Annotated in this window: 17 protein-coding genes; 15 read left to right on the plus strand and 2 right to left on the minus strand. The window is 70.6% G+C overall.

Annotated features, from left to right (window positions below):
- Positions 1-2338, minus strand: a 2338-nt coding sequence (gene glnD, locus Q0C12_RS07515) for a [protein-PII] uridylyltransferase (protein WP_343212447.1), incomplete at its 3' end; no start/stop codon positions are given.
- Between the two features lie 13 nt (positions 2339-2351).
- Entirely contained in the window at positions 2352-3128 is a 777-nt protein-coding gene (gene map, locus Q0C12_RS07520; RefSeq protein WP_290888406.1) for a type I methionyl aminopeptidase, read from the minus strand.
- Between the two features lie 267 nt (positions 3129-3395).
- Here map and rpsB point away from each other — a divergent pair, with 267 nt between their 5' ends.
- The 15 genes from rpsB to Q0C12_RS07595 all read left to right on the plus strand — a co-directional run bounded on the left by rpsB (position 3396) and on the right by Q0C12_RS07595 (position 18363).
- On the plus strand, positions 3396-4232 hold the full coding sequence (gene rpsB / locus Q0C12_RS07525; protein WP_290888409.1) for a 30S ribosomal protein S2: 837 nt from the start codon (positions 3396-3398) through the stop codon (positions 4230-4232).
- A 101-nt stretch (positions 4233-4333) separates the two neighbouring features.
- Positions 4334-5209, plus strand: coding sequence for a translation elongation factor Ts (gene tsf, locus Q0C12_RS07530; RefSeq protein ID WP_290888412.1), 876 nt, complete (start codon positions 4334-4336; stop codon positions 5207-5209).
- 346 nt (positions 5210-5555) lie between these two features.
- On the plus strand, positions 5556-6278 hold the full coding sequence (gene pyrH / locus Q0C12_RS07535; RefSeq protein ID WP_290888415.1) for a UMP kinase: 723 nt from the start codon (positions 5556-5558) through the stop codon (positions 6276-6278).
- Positions 6279-6338: 60 nt separating this feature from the next.
- Positions 6339-6896, plus strand: coding sequence for a ribosome recycling factor (frr, locus tag Q0C12_RS07540; RefSeq protein ID WP_290888418.1), 558 nt, complete (start codon positions 6339-6341; stop codon positions 6894-6896).
- Positions 6897-6910: 14 nt separating this feature from the next.
- On the plus strand, positions 6911-7657 hold the full coding sequence (uppS, locus tag Q0C12_RS07545) for a polyprenyl diphosphate synthase (protein WP_290888421.1): 747 nt from the start codon (positions 6911-6913) through the stop codon (positions 7655-7657).
- Positions 7654-8481: a phosphatidate cytidylyltransferase gene (locus Q0C12_RS07550; RefSeq protein ID WP_290888424.1), complete on the plus strand. Its 828-nt coding sequence runs from the start codon at positions 7654-7656 to the stop codon at positions 8479-8481. The genes uppS and Q0C12_RS07550 overlap by 4 nt, the downstream gene beginning before the upstream one ends.
- Positions 8466-9650, plus strand: coding sequence for a 1-deoxy-D-xylulose-5-phosphate reductoisomerase (locus tag Q0C12_RS07555; protein WP_290888427.1), 1185 nt, complete (start codon positions 8466-8468; stop codon positions 9648-9650). The genes Q0C12_RS07550 and Q0C12_RS07555 overlap by 16 nt, the downstream gene beginning before the upstream one ends.
- Positions 9647-10981, plus strand: a complete 1335-nt coding sequence (gene rseP, locus Q0C12_RS07560) for an RIP metalloprotease RseP (protein WP_290888430.1) — start codon at positions 9647-9649, stop codon at positions 10979-10981. The genes Q0C12_RS07555 and rseP overlap by 4 nt, the downstream gene beginning before the upstream one ends.
- A 49-nt stretch (positions 10982-11030) precedes the next feature.
- Positions 11031-13532 carry an outer membrane protein assembly factor BamA gene (bamA, locus tag Q0C12_RS07565; RefSeq protein ID WP_290888434.1) on the plus strand — a complete coding sequence of 834 codons (2502 nt, stop codon included), beginning with the start codon at positions 11031-11033 and terminating at the stop codon, positions 13530-13532.
- Between the two features lie 37 nt (positions 13533-13569).
- Positions 13570-14565 (plus strand): UDP-3-O-(3-hydroxymyristoyl)glucosamine N-acyltransferase, encoded by a 996-nt coding sequence (lpxD, locus tag Q0C12_RS07570; RefSeq protein WP_290888494.1) that lies wholly within the window; start codon positions 13570-13572, stop codon positions 14563-14565.
- 13 nt (positions 14566-14578) lie between these two features.
- Entirely contained in the window at positions 14579-15043 is a 465-nt protein-coding gene (fabZ, locus tag Q0C12_RS07575; RefSeq protein ID WP_290888436.1) for a 3-hydroxyacyl-ACP dehydratase FabZ, read from the plus strand.
- Position 15044: 1 nt separating this feature from the next.
- Positions 15045-15815 (plus strand): acyl-ACP--UDP-N-acetylglucosamine O-acyltransferase, encoded by a 771-nt coding sequence (gene lpxA, locus Q0C12_RS07580; RefSeq protein WP_290888439.1) that lies wholly within the window; start codon positions 15045-15047, stop codon positions 15813-15815.
- Positions 15816-15831: 16 nt separating this feature from the next.
- Entirely contained in the window at positions 15832-17028 is a 1197-nt protein-coding gene (gene lpxB / locus Q0C12_RS07585) for a lipid-A-disaccharide synthase (protein WP_290888442.1), read from the plus strand.
- Positions 17025-17615, plus strand: a complete 591-nt coding sequence (gene rnhB / locus Q0C12_RS07590; RefSeq protein WP_290888445.1) for a ribonuclease HII — start codon at positions 17025-17027, stop codon at positions 17613-17615. The genes lpxB and rnhB overlap by 4 nt, the downstream gene beginning before the upstream one ends.
- Before the next feature lie 115 nt (positions 17616-17730).
- Positions 17731-18363 carry a hypothetical protein gene (locus Q0C12_RS07595; protein WP_290888448.1) on the plus strand — a complete coding sequence of 211 codons (633 nt, stop codon included), beginning with the start codon at positions 17731-17733 and terminating at the stop codon, positions 18361-18363.
- The last annotated feature ends 174 nt before the right edge of the window (positions 18364-18537 follow it).

Consider the following 18537-nt stretch of genomic DNA (forward strand, 5'->3'; position numbering starts at 1 on the left):
ACGCTCTTCCGATCTCGCGGCGCACCGGGCGCACGCGCGCCGGGTCGCGCAGCGCAGCCTTGATGGCGGCCACCACGGCATCGGCCTCGGGCGCGATGCCCTGCGGTGCGATCAGCTGGAAGGTGTCGAGCGCATGGCCGTCGCTGGAATTGAGCACCCGCGCCTCGAGCACGTTCAACCCGAGCCGGTCGAGCGTGGCCACCAGCGCCGCGAACAGGCCGTCGCGGTCGAGCGCGCGCACGAACACCTCCAGCCCGCCCGCCTGCAGGTGCGGCCGCACCAGCACCACGGTGTCGCCTGCCTCCGACTCGGCGATGCCGCGCGTCTGCCAGGCGATCTGCTCGGGCCGGTAGCGCAGGAAGCCGACGTCGGGATACGCCGCCCAGATCCGTTCCACCGCGGCCTCGTCCAGGCCTTCGCCCAGCAGGCGCTCCATCGCCTTGGCGCGGGTCTCGGCCATGATTTCGTTGGCGTGGACCGGGTTTTCCAGGCCGCGGCGCAGGGCGAAGCGCGTGGCCGAGTACAGGTCGGCCAGCAGCCGGTCCTTCCAGGCGTTCCAGAGCTTGGGGCTGGTGCCGGCGATGTCGGCGCAGGTGAGCAGGTACAGGTAGTCGAGGTGTTCGCGGTCGGCGACCCTGTTGGCGAAGCGCGCGACGACCTCGGGATCCGAGATGTCCTGGCGCTGCGCCGTCACCGACATCAGCAGGTGCTGTTCGACCAGCCACGCCACCAGGTCGCCGTCGGCGGCGGGCAGCGCGTGCACCGCGGCGAACTCGCGCGCGTCCACCGCGCCGAGCTCGGAATGGTCGCCGCCGCGGCCCTTGGCGATGTCGTGGAACAGCCCGGCCAGCAGCAGCAGGTGCGGCTTGCGCAGGCGCGGCAGCACTTCGTGCGCGATCGCGAAGCGCTCGTCGGCGCGGCGCGCGAAGCCGTCCATGTGCGCCAGCACGGTGAGCGTGTGCTGGTCGACGGTGTAGACATGGAACAGGTCGTACTGCATGCGCCCCGAGACCTTGCCGAAGGCCGGCAGGTAGCGCGCCAGCACGCCCAGCCGGGCCATGCGCGTGAGCGTGGCCACGGCCTGCGGGGATTCCAGCAGCGCCATGAACTGCTGGCGCACTCCGGGCGGCTGCTCGTCGCAGGGCCGGATCGCGGACAGCGACTCGCCCAGCGCGCGCGCCGTCTCCGAGTGCAGGCCGCGGGCCTGCGGCGCCTGGTCCCAGGCCGCGAAAAGCTCGAGCATCGGCGCCAGGCCCTCGCGCAGCCGCTCGGGCGCGCGCATCGCCAGGTAGCCGTGGCGCAGCTCATAGCCCTCGGCCACCGGCACCGGTGATTCCTCGCCCGAAAGCTGCTCCTCGAAGCGCTGCAGCAGGCGGTCGTTGATCCGCATCACCGTGGCGGCGCTGCGGAAGAAGGCCTGCATCATCTGTTCGACCGCGAGGTTGTCGCGGTGCTCGTCCTTCAGGCCCAGCATCGCCGCCAGCGTCTTCTGGTGGTCGAAGCCCAGGCGCTCCTCGCGCCGGCCGGCCAGCAGGTGCAGGCCGAAGCGCAGGCGCGCGAGCTGGCGCCACTCCCGCTCGAGGCTGGCGCATTCGTCCTCGCCCAGCAGGCCCAGCGGCACCAGCGCGCGCAGGCCGGGCACGCCGTACAGGCGCATGCCCATCCAGGTCACGGTCTGCAGGTCGCGCAGGCCGCCCGGGCCTTCCTTGAGGTTGGGCTCGAGGTTGTGGGCGGTGTCGTGGAAGCGGGCGTGGCGGGCGCGCTGTTCCTCGCGCTTGGCGGCGAAGTAGTCGGCCGGCGGCCACAGATGGGTCGGCGCCAGCGCGGCGGCGAGGGCCGCGGGGGCACCGTCGTCGCCGGCCAGGGCGCGGCATTCCATCAGCGAGGTCAGCACGGTGATGTCCTCGCGCGCGGCCTCGACGCACTGCGCCAGCGAGCGCACCGCCTGGCTGGTGGCCAGGCCGGCATCCCACAGCAGTGAAAAGAAGCGGCCAATGGCGGCCTCGTGCGCCTTCTGCGCGGCAGGCTCGCCCAGCACCAGCAGGTCGATGTCGGACTGCGGGTAGAGCTCGGCCCGGCCATAGCCGCCGGTGGCCAGCAGCTGCAGCGGGGCGCCGGGCGGGAGGCAGCGGGCCCAGGCCGAGGCCACCACCGTGTCGCTGGCCTCGCAGCACAGGCCAACCAGGCGGTCGATGGCTTCGCCGGCCTCGAAACGGCGGCGCAGTTCGGTGCGACGCGCGGCCAGGCCGGCCTTGGCGGCCTCGCGCCAGGCGCCGTCGTCGGCGGCCGCGGCCAGGGCGGCCGCCAGCGGGGGTTCGGGCGTGGGGACGGCGCTCACCGGCCGGCCCCGGTCACAGCTCGTTGTCGTCGCCGGGCAGGCGGGTGAGGATCTCGACGCCGTCGTCGGTGACGGCCACCGTGTGCTCCCACTGGGCCGACAGCGACTTGTCGCGGGTGACCACGGTCCAGCCATCGCCCAGCAGCTTGGTGTGGCGGCTGCCCTCGTTGATCATCGGCTCGATGGTGAAGGTCATGCCCTTCTGCAGCACCACGCCGGACATCGGCTGGCCGTAGTGCAGCACCTGCGGGTCCTCGTGGTAGATCTGGCCGATGCCGTGGCCGCAGTACTCGCGCACCACCGAGAAGCGCTCGGACTCGGCGTACTTCTGGATGGCGTGGCCGATGTCGCCCAGGGTGGCGCCCGGCTTGACCACGCGGATACCGCGGAACATGGCCTCGCGGGTGACCTCGACCAGGCGCCGGGCCTTGATGCTGGGCTCGCCCACGAAGTACATCCGGCTGGTGTCGCCGTGCCAGCCGTCCTTGATGACGGTGACGTCGATGTTGATGATGTCGCCGTCCTTGAGGACCTTGGACTCGCTCGGGATGCCGTGGCAGATGACGTTGTTGACCGAGGTGCAGACCGTGGCCGGGAAGCCCTTGTAGCCGACGTTGGCCGGGATGGCCTTCTGGACGTCGACGATGTGGTCGTGGCAGATCCGGTCCAGCTCGGCCGTGGTCACGCCCGGCTTCACGTGGGGGGCGACGACCTGCAGCACCTCGGCGGCCAGGCGGCCGGCGACGCGCATGCGCTCGATGTCTTCGGGGCTCTTCAGGGTGATCCTCATGGGCCGGGATTATCCATTACTTGCGGGGGGTTAGGCCAGCGGGCTATACTCCCGCGGCTCGAAACGGCCCGTTCCCCCAACGGCACGGTCCGCCTTCGAACCGCCCACGCCGGGCGTCACCGGTGAATACACACACCAGGCCATCCCCCGTCCCGGGGTGCCTCGGGACTTCCCGAGGTTCGAGACGGCCGCCTGGTGGAGGCCCAACCCCGGAGCTCCGAAGCCGCCAGCGTGCGGCCGGCTCCCTGTCGTGAAAGGAAATTCGCAATGTCCCAGGTCACCATGCGCCAGATGCTGGAAGCCGGCGTGCACTTCGGCCACCAGACCCGCTACTGGAACCCCAAGATGGGCCCGTACATCTTCGGCGCCCGCGGCAAGATCCACATCATCAACCTCGAGAAGACCCTCCCGCTCTTCGTCGACGCGATGAACTTCATCTCGGGCATCGCCCAGAAGCGCGGCACCGTGCTGTTCGTCGGCACCAAGCGCTCGGCACGCGAGTCCATCAAGGAAGAGGCCATCCGCTGCAACATGCCGTACATGAGCATGCGCTGGCTCGGCGGCACCCTGACCAACTTCGCCACCGTGAAGAAGTCGGTCGCCCGCCTGAAGGAGCTCGAGGCCGCCGAGACCGACGGCACCTTCGAGAAGCTGGTCAAGCATGAAGTGCTGGGCCTGCGCCGCGAGCGCGACAAGCTGGAAGCCTCGCTGGGCGGCATCAAGGAAATGAACCGCCTGCCGGACGCGCTGTTCGTGATCGACATCGGCCACGAGAACATCGCCGTGCAGGAAGCCAAGAAGCTCGGCATCCCGGTCATCGCCGTGGTCGACACCAACTACGACCCCAACCTGGTGGACTACGCCATCCCGGGCAACGACGACGCCATCCGCGCCGTGCAGCTGTACGTCCGCGCCGCGGCCGACGCCGTGCTCGAGGGCAAGGCCGCTTCGCCGCAGGCGCACGTGGCCGCCGACGAGTTCGTCGAGCTCGACGCCGAGGGCAACCCGGTCGCCAAGGAAGACAAGAAGGCCGCCCCGCGCGGTCCGCGCGCCCCGCGCGACGACGCCAAGCGCGCCCCGCGCGCGCCCCGCGCCGCCAAGTAAGTCACCGCGGCGTCATGCCGCGGCGCCACAGTGCGCCGCGGCCCCATCCCGGCCGAGGCGGCACTGCGCCGCCGCGACCCCCACTGATTCTGGAGAACCCCATGGAAATCACCGCATCCCTGGTCAAGGACCTGCGCGAGCGCACCGGCGCCGGCATGATGGAGTGCAAGAAGGCGCTCACCGAGAACGCCGGCAACATCGACGCCGCCGCCGAGTGGCTGCGCAAGTCGGGCCTGGCCAAGGCCGACAAGAAGGCCGACCGCGTCGCCGCCGAGGGCCGCATCGTGGCCGCGCAGGACGGCGGCAAGGCCGTGCTGGTCGAGGTCAACTCCGAGACCGATTTCGTGGCCAAGGACGACAACTTCCTGGCCTTCACCGCCGCCGTCGCGCAGGCCGCGCTGGCCTCGGGCGCCGCTGACGCGGAAGCCCTGAAGTCGGCCAAGCTCGCCTCGGGCGAGACGGTCGAGGAAGGCCGCGCCGCGGTCATCGCCAAGGTTGGCGAGAAGGTCGACGTGCGCCGCCTGGCCCGTGTCGACACCGCCAACCACGTCGCCGCCTACATCCATGGCGGCCGCATCGGCGTGCTGGTCGAACTCAAGGGCGGCGACGCCGACCTGGCCCGCGGCATCGCCATGCACGTGGCGGCGATGAACCCGCCGTACAACAAGGCGGCCGACGTGCCGGCCGACTTCCTGGCCAAGGAAAAGGAAATCGAGCTGGCCAAGATGTCCGACAAGGACCGCGCCAAGCCGGCCGAGATCCTCGAGAAGATCATCGGCGGCAAGGTCGCCAAGATCGTCAACGAGGTCACCCTCTACGGCCAGCCGTACGTGCTCAACACCGACCTGTCGGTCGAGGCCACCCTGAAGGCCGCCGGCGCCGAAGTCATCGGCTTCCAGCGCCTGGCCGTCGGCGAAGGCATCGAGAAGGTCGTCGAGGACTACGCGGCGGAAGTCGCGAAGGCCATGGCGGTGTAACAGGCATTCGCCTGTGACACCCCCACGATTCGCTTCGCGAATCGCGGGCCCTGGCCTCACCACTCCCGATCCCCGCGCCTTCGGCGCGCCCCCTTACCAAGGGGGCTATCCTCCAGGCAGGATCCGGCGCAAGAAAAAACCCCGCGAAAACGCGGGGTTTTTTCTGCCCACCGATTGCCGCGCCGACGTTGCGAAGCGAGCATCCGATCCAAGCGTTCTCGCCCTATCCGCCCTCATCCGCTTCCTTCCGCGTAAATCCGCGTTAAAACAGGAAAGTTACATCCCCGTCACGACAGACCCGGCGATCGGCTAGAATCTGCGCGTTTGCCTGCCCCCGGAGAGACCCATGAGCGCCGCCCCCCTGAAGTACCGCCGCATCCTGCTCAAGCTCTCCGGCGAGGCCCTGATGGGGAACGTGGACTACGGCATCGACCCGGTGGTGATCAGCGACCTGGCGGCCGAGATCGTCGCGGTGCAGCGCGCGGGCGCCGAAGTGGGCCTGGTGATCGGCGGCGGCAACATCTTCCGCGGCGCCGGCCTGGCCGCGGCCGGCATGGACCGCGTCACCGGCGACCACATGGGCATGCTGGCCACCGTCATCAACGCGCTGGCCATGGCCGATGCGCTCGAGAAGCAGGGCGGCTTCGCCCGCGTGATGAGCGCGATCAAGATCAACGAGGTGTGCGAGGACTACATCCGCCGCCGCGCCATCCGGCACATGGAGAAGGGCCGCATCGCCCTGTTCGCGGCCGGCACCGGCAACCCCTTCTTCACCACCGACTCGGCCGCGGCGCTGCGCGCCAGCGAGATCGGCGCCGACCTGCTGCTCAAGGCCACCAAGGTCGACGGCATCTACGATTCGGACCCGAAGAAGAACCCGGGCGCGAAGAAGTTCGACCGCCTGAGCTACGACGAGGTGATCGCCCGCAACCTGCAGGTGATGGACACCGCCGCCTTCGCCCTGTGCCGCGACAACCAGGTGCCGCTGCGCATCTACGACATGATGCAGCCCGGTGCGCTGATGCGGATCCTCCGGGGCGAGGACCTGGGCACCCTGGTCTGCGCCTGAACCACCGGCCCCCTGCCCGCCTATAATGCCCGACTGCCCAGATCCGACGCGGAGCCCCAGATGCTGAACGACATCAAGAAAGACGCCACCACCCGCATGGCCAAGAGCGTGGACGGCTTCCGCCAGGAGCTCACCAAGCTGCGCACCGGCCGCGCCACCACCGCCCTGGTCGACCACCTGAAGGTGAACTACTACGGTTCGGACATGCCGCTGTCGCAGGTCGCTACGGTGTCGGTCGCCGACGCCCGCTCGCTGCTGATCACGCCCTGGGAGAAGGGCATGGTCGCCGCGGTCGAGAAGGCCATCCTGTCCTCCGACCTGGGCCTGAACCCGAACACCGCCGGCACCGCCATCCGCATCAACCTGCCGCCGCTGACCGAGGAGCGCCGAAAGGAGCTCTCCAAGCACGTGCACGCCGAGGGCGAGAACTCCAAGGTCGCCATCCGCAACATCCGCCGCGACGCGATTCAGCACGTCAAGGAACTGCTGAAGGAAAAGCAGGTCACCGAGGACGACGCCCGCCGCGCCGAGGACGAGATCCAGAAGCTCACCGACAAGCACGTCAAGGACGTGGACGAAGTGGTGAAGGCCAAGGAACAGGAACTGATGGCGGTCTGAGCCACGCCGCCCGAATGACCGCCGCCCCGCCCGCCGCGCGCCTGCCCCGCCACCTCGCCGTCATCATGGACGGCAACGGGCGCTGGGCCGAGCGCCGCCAGCGCCCGCGCACCCTCGGCCACCGCGCCGGCGCGAAGGCCGTGCAGGTCTGCGTCGACTATTGCCTGGACCGCGGCATCGAGGCGCTCACGCTGTTCGCCTTTTCCAGCGAGAACTGGAACCGGCCGCCGGAGGAAGTCGGCGCGCTGATGAAGCTGTTCCTGCGCATGCTCGACTCCGAGGTCGACGAACTGCACCGCCGCGGCGTGCGGGTGGCCTTCATCGGCGAGCGCGCGCAGTTCCCCGAAGCGATCCGCGCCCGGATGGCGCAGGCCGAGGCCACCGGCCCCGCCACGCCGCGCCTGGTGCTGACGATCGCGGCCGGCTACGGCGGCCGCTGGGACATCACCGAGGCCTGCCGCCGGCTCGCGGCCGAGGCCGCGGCGGGCCGGCTGGACCCGGCCACCATCAACGAGGCCCTCGTCGGCCGCCACATGGGGCTGGCGGCGCTGCCCGCCCCCGATCTCTTCATCCGCACCGGCGGCGACCTGCGCATCAGCAATTTCCTGCTGTGGCAGCTGGCCTATACCGAGCTGTGGTTCACCGAAACCCTCTGGCCCGACCTCGATCGCACGGTGCTGGATGCCGCCCTCGCCGACTTCGCCGACCGCGAACGTCGCTTCGGCCTGACCAGTGCCCAGGTGGCCGGGAGCAATGCATGAGCCGTCGACAGCGCGTCACCACGGCCCTGGTCCTCGCGCCGCTGCCGATCCTGGCGCTGCTGTTCCTGCCCACGCCCTGGCTGGCGGCGCTGGTCGCCGCGGTGATGCTGGCGGGCCTGTGGGAATGGACCGCCTTCGCCGGGCTCGAGGACAAGACCCCGCGCGTTCTGTTCCTGACCGCCAACGCGCTGATGATGGCGGCCCTGGTCTGGGGCGGCGGACCCAGCCTGTTCACCCTGAAGCTGGCCAGCCTGGTCGGCGTGGCCTGGTGGGCGCTGGTCTGCCTGTGGCTGGCGCGGCCGGGCTTCGGCCAGGGCGATGGCCAGGCCGCGCGCGGCATCAAGCTGCTCGCCGGCAGCCTGTGCGTGGTGCCGGCCTGGTGTGCGTTGGGCTGGCTGCATGCCGAGGGCGACTTCGGCCCGCGCTGGACCCTGTTCGCGGTGCTGCTGGTGTGGGCCGCCGACAGCGGCGCCTACTTCGCCGGCTCGCGCTGGGGCCGGCGCAAGCTGGCGCCCGCGATCAGCCCCGGCAAGACCTGGGAGGGCGTCTGGGGGGGCCTGGCCACCAGCGCGCTGCTGGCGGTCGCGGCGCTGCCCCTGCTGGGCCTGGGCTGGTCGTCGCTGCCGGCGCTGGTGCTGCTGACCGTCCTTACCGCGGCGATCTCGGTGGTGGGCGACCTGTTCGAGAGCCTGATGAAACGGCACTCGGGCGTGAAGGACTCCGGCGCCCTCTTCCCCGGCCACGGCGGCCTGATGGACCGGCTCGACAGCTTGCTCGCCGCGCTGCCGGTGTTCGTGGTGGGCAAGGCATGGCTGGGCCTCTGAAGACGATCGCGCTGCTGGGAGCCACCGGTTCGATCGGCGGCTCCACCCTCGACGTCGTCGCGCGGCATCCCGGGCGCTTCCGGGTCGGTGCGCTCAGCGCCCACTCCCGGGTCGATGAGCTGCTGGCGCTGTGCGCCCGGTTCCGGCCTGATTCAGCCGTGGTCACCGATCCGGAAGCCTATGCCGCGCTGCGGGACGGGCTGCGTGCCCTGGCCCTGCCCACGCGCGCGCTGGCGGGGCCGGCGGCGCTCGAAGAGATCGCGGCCGATCCGGCCAACGACGTCGTGGTGGCCGCCATCGTCGGCGCCGCCGGCGTCGCTTCCACCCTGGCCGCGGCCCGCGCCGGCAAGCGCCTGCTGCTGGCCAACAAGGAATCGGTGGTGCTGGCCGGCGACCTGCTGATGCAGGCCGTCGCCGAAGGCGGCGCCACCCTGCTGCCGGTGGACAGCGAGCACAACGCCATCTTCCAGTGCCTGCCGGCCGACGGCGGGCGCGGCGGCGTGCGCCGCCTGCTGCTGACCGCCTCCGGCGGGCCGTTCCGCGGCCGCAAGCGCGAGTCCCTGGCGTCGGTGACCCCCGACCAGGCCTGCGCGCACCCGAACTGGGTGATGGGCCGCAAGATCTCGGTCGACTCGGCCACGCTGATGAACAAGGGACTGGAAGTGATCGAGGCCCGGCACCTGTTCGGCCTGCCGTCCGGGCGCATCGAGGTGGTGGTGCACCCGCAGAGCGTCATCCACTCGCTGGTGGACTACGTGGACGGCTCGGTGCTGGCGCAGCTGGGCAACCCGGACATGCGCACGGCCATCGCCTATGGCCTGGCCTGGCCCGAGCGCATCGATTCGGGCGTGGCGCCGCTGGACCTTGCGGCGCTGGCGCGCTTTGATTTCGAGCCGCCCGACCTCGACGCCTTCCCCTGCCTGGCCCTGGCCTTCCGCGCGCTGGAGGCCGGCGGCACCGCGCCCGCGGTGCTGAACGCGGCGAACGAAATCGCGGTTTCAGCCTTTCTTCAGGGCGAACTCGGTTTCCTTGGCATTCCCGACCTCATCCAGGCCTGCCTAGACGCCATGCCCGCATCGCCCGCCGGCTCCCTGGACGACCTGATGGCCACCGACGCCGAAGCCCGGCGCCTGGCCCGCGACCTCGTCGCCCGCGGGGGGCCGCGATGACCGAATTCTTTGGCTCGATCTGGTGGCTGATCGTCAGCCTCGGCATCCTCGTCACCTTCCATGAATTCGGCCACTACTGGGTGGCGCGCCGCTGCGGCGTGCGCGTGCTGCGCTTCTCGGTCGGCTTCGGCAAGCCGCTCTGGACCCGTCGCGGCAAGGACGGCACCGAGTACGTGGTGGCCATGCTGCCGCTGGGCGGCTACGTGAAGATGCTCGACGAGCGCGAGGTCGAAGTCGCCCCGCACGAGCGCCACGAAAGCTTCAACGCCAAGTCGGTCTACCAGCGCATCGCGATCGTCGCGGCCGGCCCGGTGGCGAACCTGCTGCTGTGCATTGCCCTGCTCTGGCTGATGTTCGTGATCGGCAAGCCCGACGCGGTGCCCGAGCTCGGGCGGGTCGAGGGCATCGCCGCGGAGGCCGGCTTCGCCCCGGGCGACCGCCTGCTGGCCGTGGGCGACCGCGAGACGCCGACCTGGACCGATGCCGGCATCGCCCTGTCGACCGCCATCATGGACCGCGCGCCGACCGCGGTGCGGGTCCGCACCGCCGAGGGCCGCGAGGCCGTCCGCCAGCTGCCGCTGGACCGCCCCGGCCAGGCCCTGCGCGAGGAACAGCCGTTCGAGGACCTGGGCTTCATGCTTCGGTTCCCCCCCGTGGTCGGCGGGCTCCAGCCTGGCGGCGCCGCCGAGGGCCGGCTCCAGGTCGGCGACCGCATCGTCTCGATCAATGGCGAACCCCTGCTCGGCTACGACCAGATCGGCCCGACCCTGCAGCGCCTGTCGGCCCCCGGCCGCACCCTGGACCTGGTGGTCGAGCGCGGCGGCAGCCGGGTCACCGTGCCGGTGGATCCCCGCCTGGTGGGCGAGGGCGAGGCCGCCACCTGGGTCCTGGGCGTGATGGCCGCGGCCCCGGAACAGGACGCCCTGCTGCGCTACAACCCGCTCCGGGCGGTTCCCGTGGCCCTGGCCCAGACCGGCCAGATGGCCTCGGACGTGGTCGGGATGCTCTGGCGGATGGTCACCGGCAAGGCCTCGCTGCAGAACATCTCGGGGCCCATCACCATCGCCCGGGTCGCCCACGGCAGCGCCAGCCTGGGCCCGGCCTGGTTCCTGAATTTCCTCGCGATCCTGTCCCTGAGCCTGTGCATCATGAACCTGCTGCCCATCCCGGTCTTGGATGGGGGGCACCTGCTGTATTACCTTATCGAGCTGGTCAAGGGCAGCCCGGTCGGCGAGCGTGCGCTCGTGGCGGGCCAGTACGTAGGCTTGGCCATGCTGGCCAGCCTCATGGGACTGGCCTTCTACAACGACATTCTCCGGCTCGGTTCCTGACCCCACCCCTTTCGCGGGCGCCCTTGCGCCCGCCGCCAACGGATTGATGATGACGCGACCCATTGCTCGCCGCTGCCTCCTGAGCCTCGCGCTCGCCGCCGCCCTCGCCGGGCCCGTGCAGGCACAGAACCAGCCCGCCTTCACCGTCTCCGACATCCGCGTCGAGGGACTGCAGCGCATTTCCGCCGGCACGGTGTTCACCTACCTGCCGGTCGAGAAGGGCGACACCCTCGACCGCAGCAGCTCGGCCGAGGCGATCCGCGCCCTGTTCCAGACCGGCTTCTTCAGCGACGTCCGGCTCGAGCGGCAGGGGGACATCCTGGTCGTGGTGGTCACCGAGCGGCCCGCCATCAACACCATCACCCTGACCGGCAACAAGGACATCAAGTCCGAGGACCTGCTGGCCGGCCTGCGCAACATCGGCCTGGCCGAGGGCGAGACCTTCAACCCGCTGGCCCTGGACCGCGTGACCCAGGAACTGATCCGGCAGTACAACAACCGCGGCAAGTACAACGCCTCGATCACCCCGGCGGTGACCAACCTCGACCGCAACCGCGTGGACATCACGATCACCGTGGTCGAGGGCAAGGCCTCGCGCATCAGCGACATCAACATCGTCGGCAACGAGACCTACCCCGAGTACGAGATCCGCAAGGGCTGGGAGTCCGGCACGACCAACTGGCTGTCCTGGTACCGCCGCGACGACCAGTACTCGCGCGAGAAGCTCTCGGGCGACCTCGAGAAGCTCACCAACTACTACCTCGACCGCGGCTACGTCGACTTCAACGTCGAATCCACCCAGGTCGCGATCAGCCCCGAGAAGCGCGACATCTTCGTCACCGCGAACATCGCCGAGGGCGAGGTCTACACCATTTCCTCGACCAAGGTCTCGGGCGACACCATCCTGCCGGTCGAGGACATCGAGAAGCTGGTCATCCTCAAGGAGGGCGACACCTTCTCGCGCCGCCTGGTCGAACTGACCACCGACGCCGTCGTCGCCACGCTGGGCAACATCGGCTACGCCTTCGCCCAGGTCAACCCGGTGCCCGACATCGACCGCGAGAAGCGCACGATCGGCATCAACTTCTTCGTCGACCCGGGCCCGCGCGTGCAGGTCCGCCGCATCATCTTCAAGGGCAACGTCGGCACCTCCGACGAGGTCATGCGCCGCGAGATGCGCCAGTTCGAGGGCGCGTGGTTCTCGCAGGCCGCGATCGACCGCTCCAAGATCCGCCTGCAGCGCCTGGGCTTCTTCGAGGAAGTGGACGTCGAGACCCCCGAGGTCGCGGGCCAGCCGGACCAGGTCGACCTGGTCGTCAACGTCAAGGAGCGCAACTCGGGCCAGTTCACCTTCGGCCTGGGCTACCAGCAGAACTTCGGCCTGGTCACCACCATCCAGCTGGTGCAGAACAACTTCCTGGGCACCGGCAACCGCGTCAGCCTGGCCGTGCAGAACAACAGCTTCTCGAACCAGTTCTCGCTCGGCTTCACCGACCCGTACTTCACCGACGACGGCGTCAGCCTGGGCTACAACCTCAGCTACAGCGATTACAGCTACTCGAACCGCGACGCCAACCTGGCGCAGTTCGACAACGCCGTGGCCGCCGGCGAAGTGATCCTGGGCATCCCGCTGACCGAAACCGACAGCATCAGCATGTCGCTCGGCATCGACCGCAACCAGATCAGCACCGACGACTTCGGCACCCCGCCGCTGCTGATCGACTACCTCGTGGATGCGCTGGGCGACCGCGCGCGCTTCCCGCAGTTCCATGTCGACAACGACAACGATCCGCTCACCCCGATCGAGAACGACGACGCCGATCCGTCGACCACCGACCCGCTGACGCTCGGCCCGAACCGCCGCTGGAACATCAACGCCTGGCGCCTCAAGACCGGCTGGCAGCGCGACTCGCGCAACGACTTCCTGATGCCGACCCGCGGCACGCTGCACCGCATCGGCGCCGAGATCGTGCTGCCGGGCAGCGACCTCGAGTACTACCGCCTCAGCTACGTGTTCGAGAACTACCGCCCGATCACCTCGTGGCTGGGCCTGAAGTCGGGGCTGGACGTCGGCTACGGCGACAGCTACGGCGTGACCAAGGACCGCACCTGCCGCGTCTACGACGATTTCGGCAACATCGTCACGGGCGAGACCCGCGACTGCGGCCTGCCGTTCTTCAGCAACTACTACGCCGGCGGCCCGAGCTCGATCCGCGGCTTCGAGGTCAACACGATCGGGCCGTTCTACCAGTTCAACCAGAACTTCCGGCAGCCGATCGGTGGTCCGTTCAAGACCGTGGGCACCTTCGAGCTCTACTTCCCCACGCTGTTCGACAGCCGCAGCACGCGCCTGTCGGCCTTCCTCGACTACGGCAACATCTACAACGGCGTCGGCGACTGGGAAGCCAAGACCCTGCGCATCTCGACCGGCCTGGCGGTGCAGTGGCAGTCGCCGATGGGCCCGATCTCGATCAGCTACGCGCTGCCGCTGCAGCGCGAGCGCTCCGACCAGATCGAGCGCCTGCAGTTCACCTTCGGCGGCCAGTTCTGAGGCAGCCGACCTGGCCGCGCAGCCGCCCCGCTTCGACCTGGCCGGCCTCGCCGGCCGCTTCGGGCTCGAGCTGCGCGGCGATGGCGGCCTCCTGATCGACGGCGTCGGCACCCTCGCGGGTGCCCGCGCCGGCCAGATCGCCTTCCTGGCCAACCCCCGCTACCGCAGCGAGCTGGCCAGCACCGCCGCCAGCGCCGTCATCGTGTCGGCCGCCGACGCCGCGGACTGCCCGGTGCCCTGCCTGGTCGCGAAATCCCCTTACACCGCGTTCGCCAAGGTCGCGGCGCTGTTCGAGCCGGCCGCCGCGCCCGTGCCCGGCATCCACGCGGCCGCCGTGGTCGATGCGAGCGCCGAGGTCGCCGCCGGCGCCCAGGTCGGTCCGTTCTGCAGCATCGGCGCCCGCAGCCGCATCGCCGACGGCGCCGTGCTCGGGCCTGGCTGCGTGGTCGGCGAGGACTGCGTGGTCGGTGCGGGCAGCGTGCTGGTGGCGCGCGTCACCCTGGTGGCGCGGGTGCGATTGGGCGCGCGGGTGCGCGTGCACCCCGGCGCCGTGCTCGGCGCCGACGGCTTCGGCCTGGCGATGGACGCCGGCCAGTGGATCAAGGTGCCGCAGCTGGGCGGCGTGGTGGTCGGCGACGACTGCGAGATCGGGGCCAACACCTGCATCGACCGCGGCGCGATCGAAGACACGGTGCTGGCCGAGGACGTGCGCCTGGACAACCTGATCCAGGTTGGCCACAACGTCCGCATCGGCGCCCACACCGCGGTCGCCGGCTGCACCGCCATCGCCGGCTCGGCGCGCATCGGCCGCTACTGCCTGATCGGCGGCGCCGTGGGCATCACCGGCCACCTCGAGGTTTGCGACCGGGTCACCATCACCGCGATGAGCCTGGTGACCCAGTCGATCACCGAGCCGGGGGAATATTCCTCGGGCATGCCGGTGCAGGAAAGCCGCCTGTGGCGCCGGAATGGCGCCCGTTTCAGGCAATTGGACCAGCTGGCGCGTAAGATAGGCGCCCTGTCCAAGGATTGACGCAAGGAACCCGATGAGCGACGACGCCATCAAGCTGCCCGTGGATGTCTCGTGCATCCTGCACCTGCTGCCCCATCGCTACCCCTTCCTGCTGGTGGACCGGGTGGTCGAGCTGGAGCCGCACAAGCGCATCCGGGCCTACAAGAACGTCACCTTCAACGAGCCGTTCTTCCAGGGCCACTTCCCGGGCCGCCCGGTGATGCCCGGCGTGCTGGTGGTCGAGGCCATGGCCCAGGCCGGCGGCCTGCTGACCCAGCTTTCGCAGCCGCGCGACCAGATCAGCGAGGGCAAGCTGTTCTACCTGGTGAAGGTGGACAACGCCCGCTTCAACCGCATGGTGGTGCCGGGCGACAAGCTCGACTTCGAGGTCAAGGTGAAGCGCCTGATCCGCAACATGGCGCTGTACGACTGCGCCGCCAGCGTCGACGGCCAGGTGGTCGCCAGCGCCGAGATCCTCTGCGCCGAAGGCAAGGAGTGACATGATCCACGCGAGCGCGCAGGTCGATCCGGGGGCGCGGCTGGGCGCGAACGTCCAGGTCGGCGCGTTTGCCGTCATCGGTCCCGACGTCGAGGTCGGCGACGACACCCGCATCGGCCCGCACTGCGTCATCACCGGCCCGACCCGCATCGGCCGCGGCAACGTCATCCACGCCCACGCCACCGTCGGCAACGACCCGCAGGACAAGAAGTTCCGCGGCGAGCGCACCGAGCTGGTGATCGGCGACCGCAACACCATCTTCGAGTTCACCACCCTCAGCCGCGGCACCGCCGACGGCGGCGGCATCACCCGCATCGGCGACGACAACTGGATCATGGCCTACGTGCACGTCGCCCACGACTGCATCATCGGCAACCAGTGCATCCTGGCCAACAACGCCACCCTGGCCGGCCACGCCGTGCTGGGCGACTGGGTGATCCTGGGCGGCTTCGCGGCCATCCACCAGTTCTGCAAGATCGGCGACCACGCATTCATCGGCATGGGCAGCCTGGTCAATGCCGACGTGCCGCCGTTCGTGATGGTGGCCGACAAGTACGCCGGGCCGCGCGGCATCAACGCCGAGGGCCTCAAGCGGCGCGGTTTCGACGCCGACCGCATCGCCGCGATCAAACGCGCGTACCGGGCGCTGTACATGTCGGGCAAGCCGATGGCCGAGGTCCGCGAGCAGCTGGCCCAGGGCGCGACCGAATCGCAGGACGTGCGGCTGATGCTCGAGTTCATCGAGCGCAGCGCGCGCGGCCTGCTGCGCTGACCCGCGCGCACCGGCCGTGGCCGGCATCACCCTGACGCCCTCGCTGGAGCTGGCCCTGGCGGCCGGCAAGAAGCTGCGCATCGCGGTGGTCGCGGGCGAGGCCTCGGGCGACCTGCTGGCCTCCGGGCTGGTGCGCGAACTGCGGCTGCGCTTCCCCACCGCCGAATTCGCCGGCGTCGGCGGCGAACACCTGCGCGCGGCAGGCCTGGACACCTGGCACGACTGCTCGGAGCTCGCGGTGATGGGCCTGGCCGAGGTGCTGCGGCACCTGCCGCGCCTGCTGCGCCTGCGCCGCGCCGTGCACCGGCGCCTGCTGGCATGGCGGCCGGACGTGTTCATCGGCGTCGACGCGCCGGATTTCAACCTCGGGCTCGAACGCCGGCTCAAGCAGGCCGGCATCCGCACCGTGCACTACGTGAGCCCGTCGGTGTGGGCCTGGCGCGAGGGCCGCGCCGCGAAGATCGGCCGCAGCGCCGACCGGGTGCTCTGCCTGTTCCCGATGGAGCCGCCGATCTACGAGCGCCACGGCGTGGACGCCCGCTTCGTCGGCCACCCGCTGGCCGACGCCTTCCCGCTCGAGCCCGATCGCGACGCGGCGCGCGAGCGGCTGGGCCTGCCGGGCAAGGCGCCGGTGCTGGCCGTGCTGCCGGGCAGCCGGCTGGGCGAGATCGATCGCCTGTTCCCGGAATTCATCGAAGCCGCGCGCCGCGTCACCGTGCAGGTGCCAGGGCTGGCGGTGGTGGTGCCGGCGGCGAATCCCGCCTGCCGCGCCGCCATCGAGCGCGGCCTGCAGGCCCGGCCCTTGGCCAATGTGATGGTCACCAACGGCAGGGCGCACGATGCCATGGTCGCCTCCGACGTGGTGCTGCTGGCGTCCGGCACCGCCGCGCTCGAAGGCCTGCTGGCCAAGCGCCCGATGGTGGTGGGCTACCGCATCTCGGCGCTCACGTACCGCATCGTGATGCTGCTGGGCATGATGCGGGTGAACCGCTACAGCCTGCCGAACGTGCTGGCCAACGAACCGATCGTGCCCGAGCTGATGCAGCAGGACTGCACGCCGGAAAACCTGTCTGAGGCGGTCATGCACTGGTTCCGCAGCCCCGACGCGCGCGCCGCGCTGCTGCCGCGCTACCTGCACATCCACGAGAAGCTGCGCCGCGACGCTTCGTCTGCCGCCGCCGACGCCGTGGCCGAGTTGCTGGGGTCGCGGTGAGCGACGCGCGCGTCGCCGGCGTCGACGAAGCCGGCCGCGGGCCGCTGGCCGGGCCCGTCGCGGTGGCCGCGGTGATCCTCGACCCCGCGCGCCCGATCGCCGGCTTGGGCGACTCCAAGGCACTGAGCGAAGCGCGGCGCGAAGCCCTGGCGCCGCTGATCCGCGAGCGCGCCCTGGCCTGGCACCTCGAGCTGGTGCCGATCGAGGAGATCGACCGCCTCAACATCCTGCACGCCACCCTGGCCGGCATGTCGCGCGCGGTACGCGCGCTGGCGCCCGCGGCCACGCTGGCGCTGGTCGACGGCAACCGCCTGCCGCCCGGCTTGCCCTGCCCCGCGCAGGCGCTGGTGAAGGGCGACGCGCGCGAGCCGGCGATCATGGCGGCGTCCATCCTGGCCAAGGTTGCGCGCGACCAACTGATGCGCGAACTGGAACACGCGCACCCCGGCTACGGCTTCGCGCTGCACAAGGGCTACCCGACGCCCGAGCACCTCGAGGCGCTGCGCCGGCTGGGCCCCTGCCCGCAGCATCGACGCAGCTTCGCGCCGGTGCGGGCCTGCCTGGCGACCTCGCTGCCGGGGATTTGACACGCGCGCCGCGCAGGCGTAGACCAAGCCTTGCATCCCGCCGGATGCGGCTGCGCGCGGCAACCGCCGACCAGCCACGCGCAGTGCCCTCCACCGGCCGGCAGCGAGAACTGCCATGCGCCATGACGCCCCCCTTCCCGCGACACCCGCCCTGCCGCTGAACGCCGCCCGCGCCGGCCTGTTGGGCGACCCCCGCGACGCCCCGGTCACGCTCGATCCGCGGGCCGTCGCCGACTTCAACGCGCTGCTGCACGAACTGCATCCGGACGCCCCGCACGTCGAGGCCGCCGCCATCGCCAGCGTCGCGCGCTGGCTGGTGGAACTGCCGCCTGCGCAGTCCGAGGCGCTGCTGCAGGCGCGCCTGGGCCGCCTGCAGGAACTGCGCGACCTCGCGGTCGACCCCGACTGGGGCCTGGAACCGGCGCTGGCGCGGCGCATCTACCGCCTGCTCGACTACGTCTCGCAGCCACGCGACCTGATCCCCGACGACGTGCCGCGCGTGGGCCGGCTCGACGACGCCCTGCTGGTCGAACTGGCCTGGCCGATGGTGGCCGAGGAGCTCGAGGATTTCCGCGACTTCTGCCGCTTCCGCGAGGAATCCGGCGCGCACTTCGGCGGCCACCCGGGCCGCGACGACTGGCTGGCCGCGCGCATGGAGGAAGGCGCGCTCTGGGAGCAACTGCATCGCGTGCGCAGCCAGCACTACGTCGACTACGGCCCGAGCGAAGGCGGGTTGCGCGTGGTGTGACGGCGAGCCGCTGCGGAACCGCGCGAAGCTGTCGCGACGCTGAATTAGCCCGGACGTCACGCTGACTTCAGGGCGTCGTGGCGCGCGCTGCAACGGTCCATGCTGGTCGCGCATCCAAGAGGATGTGCGCAGGCCCCGGAATGGTTCCGGTGGCCCGCGGCCAGACCGGAAGAC

It is taken from the genome of Arenimonas sp. (assembly GCF_022842045.1).
In the GTDB taxonomy this organism is placed as follows: Bacteria; Pseudomonadota; Gammaproteobacteria; order Xanthomonadales; family Xanthomonadaceae; genus Arenimonas.

Excerpts from the sequence above, each read along its gene's own strand:
- tsf (WP_290888412.1), top strand. The coding sequence starts at position 4,334 with ATGGAAATCACCGCATCCCTGGTCAAGGACCTGCGCGAGCGCACCGGC.
- frr (WP_290888418.1), top strand. The coding sequence starts at position 6,339 with ATGCTGAACGACATCAAGAAAGACGCCACCACCCGCATGGCCAAGAGC.
- bamA (WP_290888434.1), top strand. The coding sequence starts at position 11,031 with ATGACGCGACCCATTGCTCGCCGCTGCCTCCTGAGCCTCGCGCTCGCC.
- Q0C12_RS07550 (WP_290888424.1), top strand. The coding sequence starts at position 7,654 with ATGAGCCGTCGACAGCGCGTCACCACGGCCCTGGTCCTCGCGCCGCTG.
- Q0C12_RS07555 (WP_290888427.1), top strand. The coding sequence starts at position 8,466 with ATGGCTGGGCCTCTGAAGACGATCGCGCTGCTGGGAGCCACCGGTTCG.
- Q0C12_RS07595 (WP_290888448.1), top strand. The coding sequence starts at position 17,731 with ATGCGCCATGACGCCCCCCTTCCCGCGACACCCGCCCTGCCGCTGAAC.
- pyrH (WP_290888415.1), top strand. The coding sequence starts at position 5,556 with ATGAGCGCCGCCCCCCTGAAGTACCGCCGCATCCTGCTCAAGCTCTCC.
- rseP (WP_290888430.1), top strand. The coding sequence starts at position 9,647 with ATGACCGAATTCTTTGGCTCGATCTGGTGGCTGATCGTCAGCCTCGGC.
- fabZ (WP_290888436.1), top strand. The coding sequence starts at position 14,579 with ATGAGCGACGACGCCATCAAGCTGCCCGTGGATGTCTCGTGCATCCTG.
- rpsB (WP_290888409.1), top strand. The coding sequence starts at position 3,396 with ATGTCCCAGGTCACCATGCGCCAGATGCTGGAAGCCGGCGTGCACTTC.
- lpxA (WP_290888439.1), top strand. The coding sequence starts at position 15,045 with ATGATCCACGCGAGCGCGCAGGTCGATCCGGGGGCGCGGCTGGGCGCG.
- map (WP_290888406.1), bottom strand. The coding sequence starts at position 3,128 with ATGAGGATCACCCTGAAGAGCCCCGAAGACATCGAGCGCATGCGCGTC.
- uppS (WP_290888421.1), top strand. The coding sequence starts at position 6,911 with ATGACCGCCGCCCCGCCCGCCGCGCGCCTGCCCCGCCACCTCGCCGTC.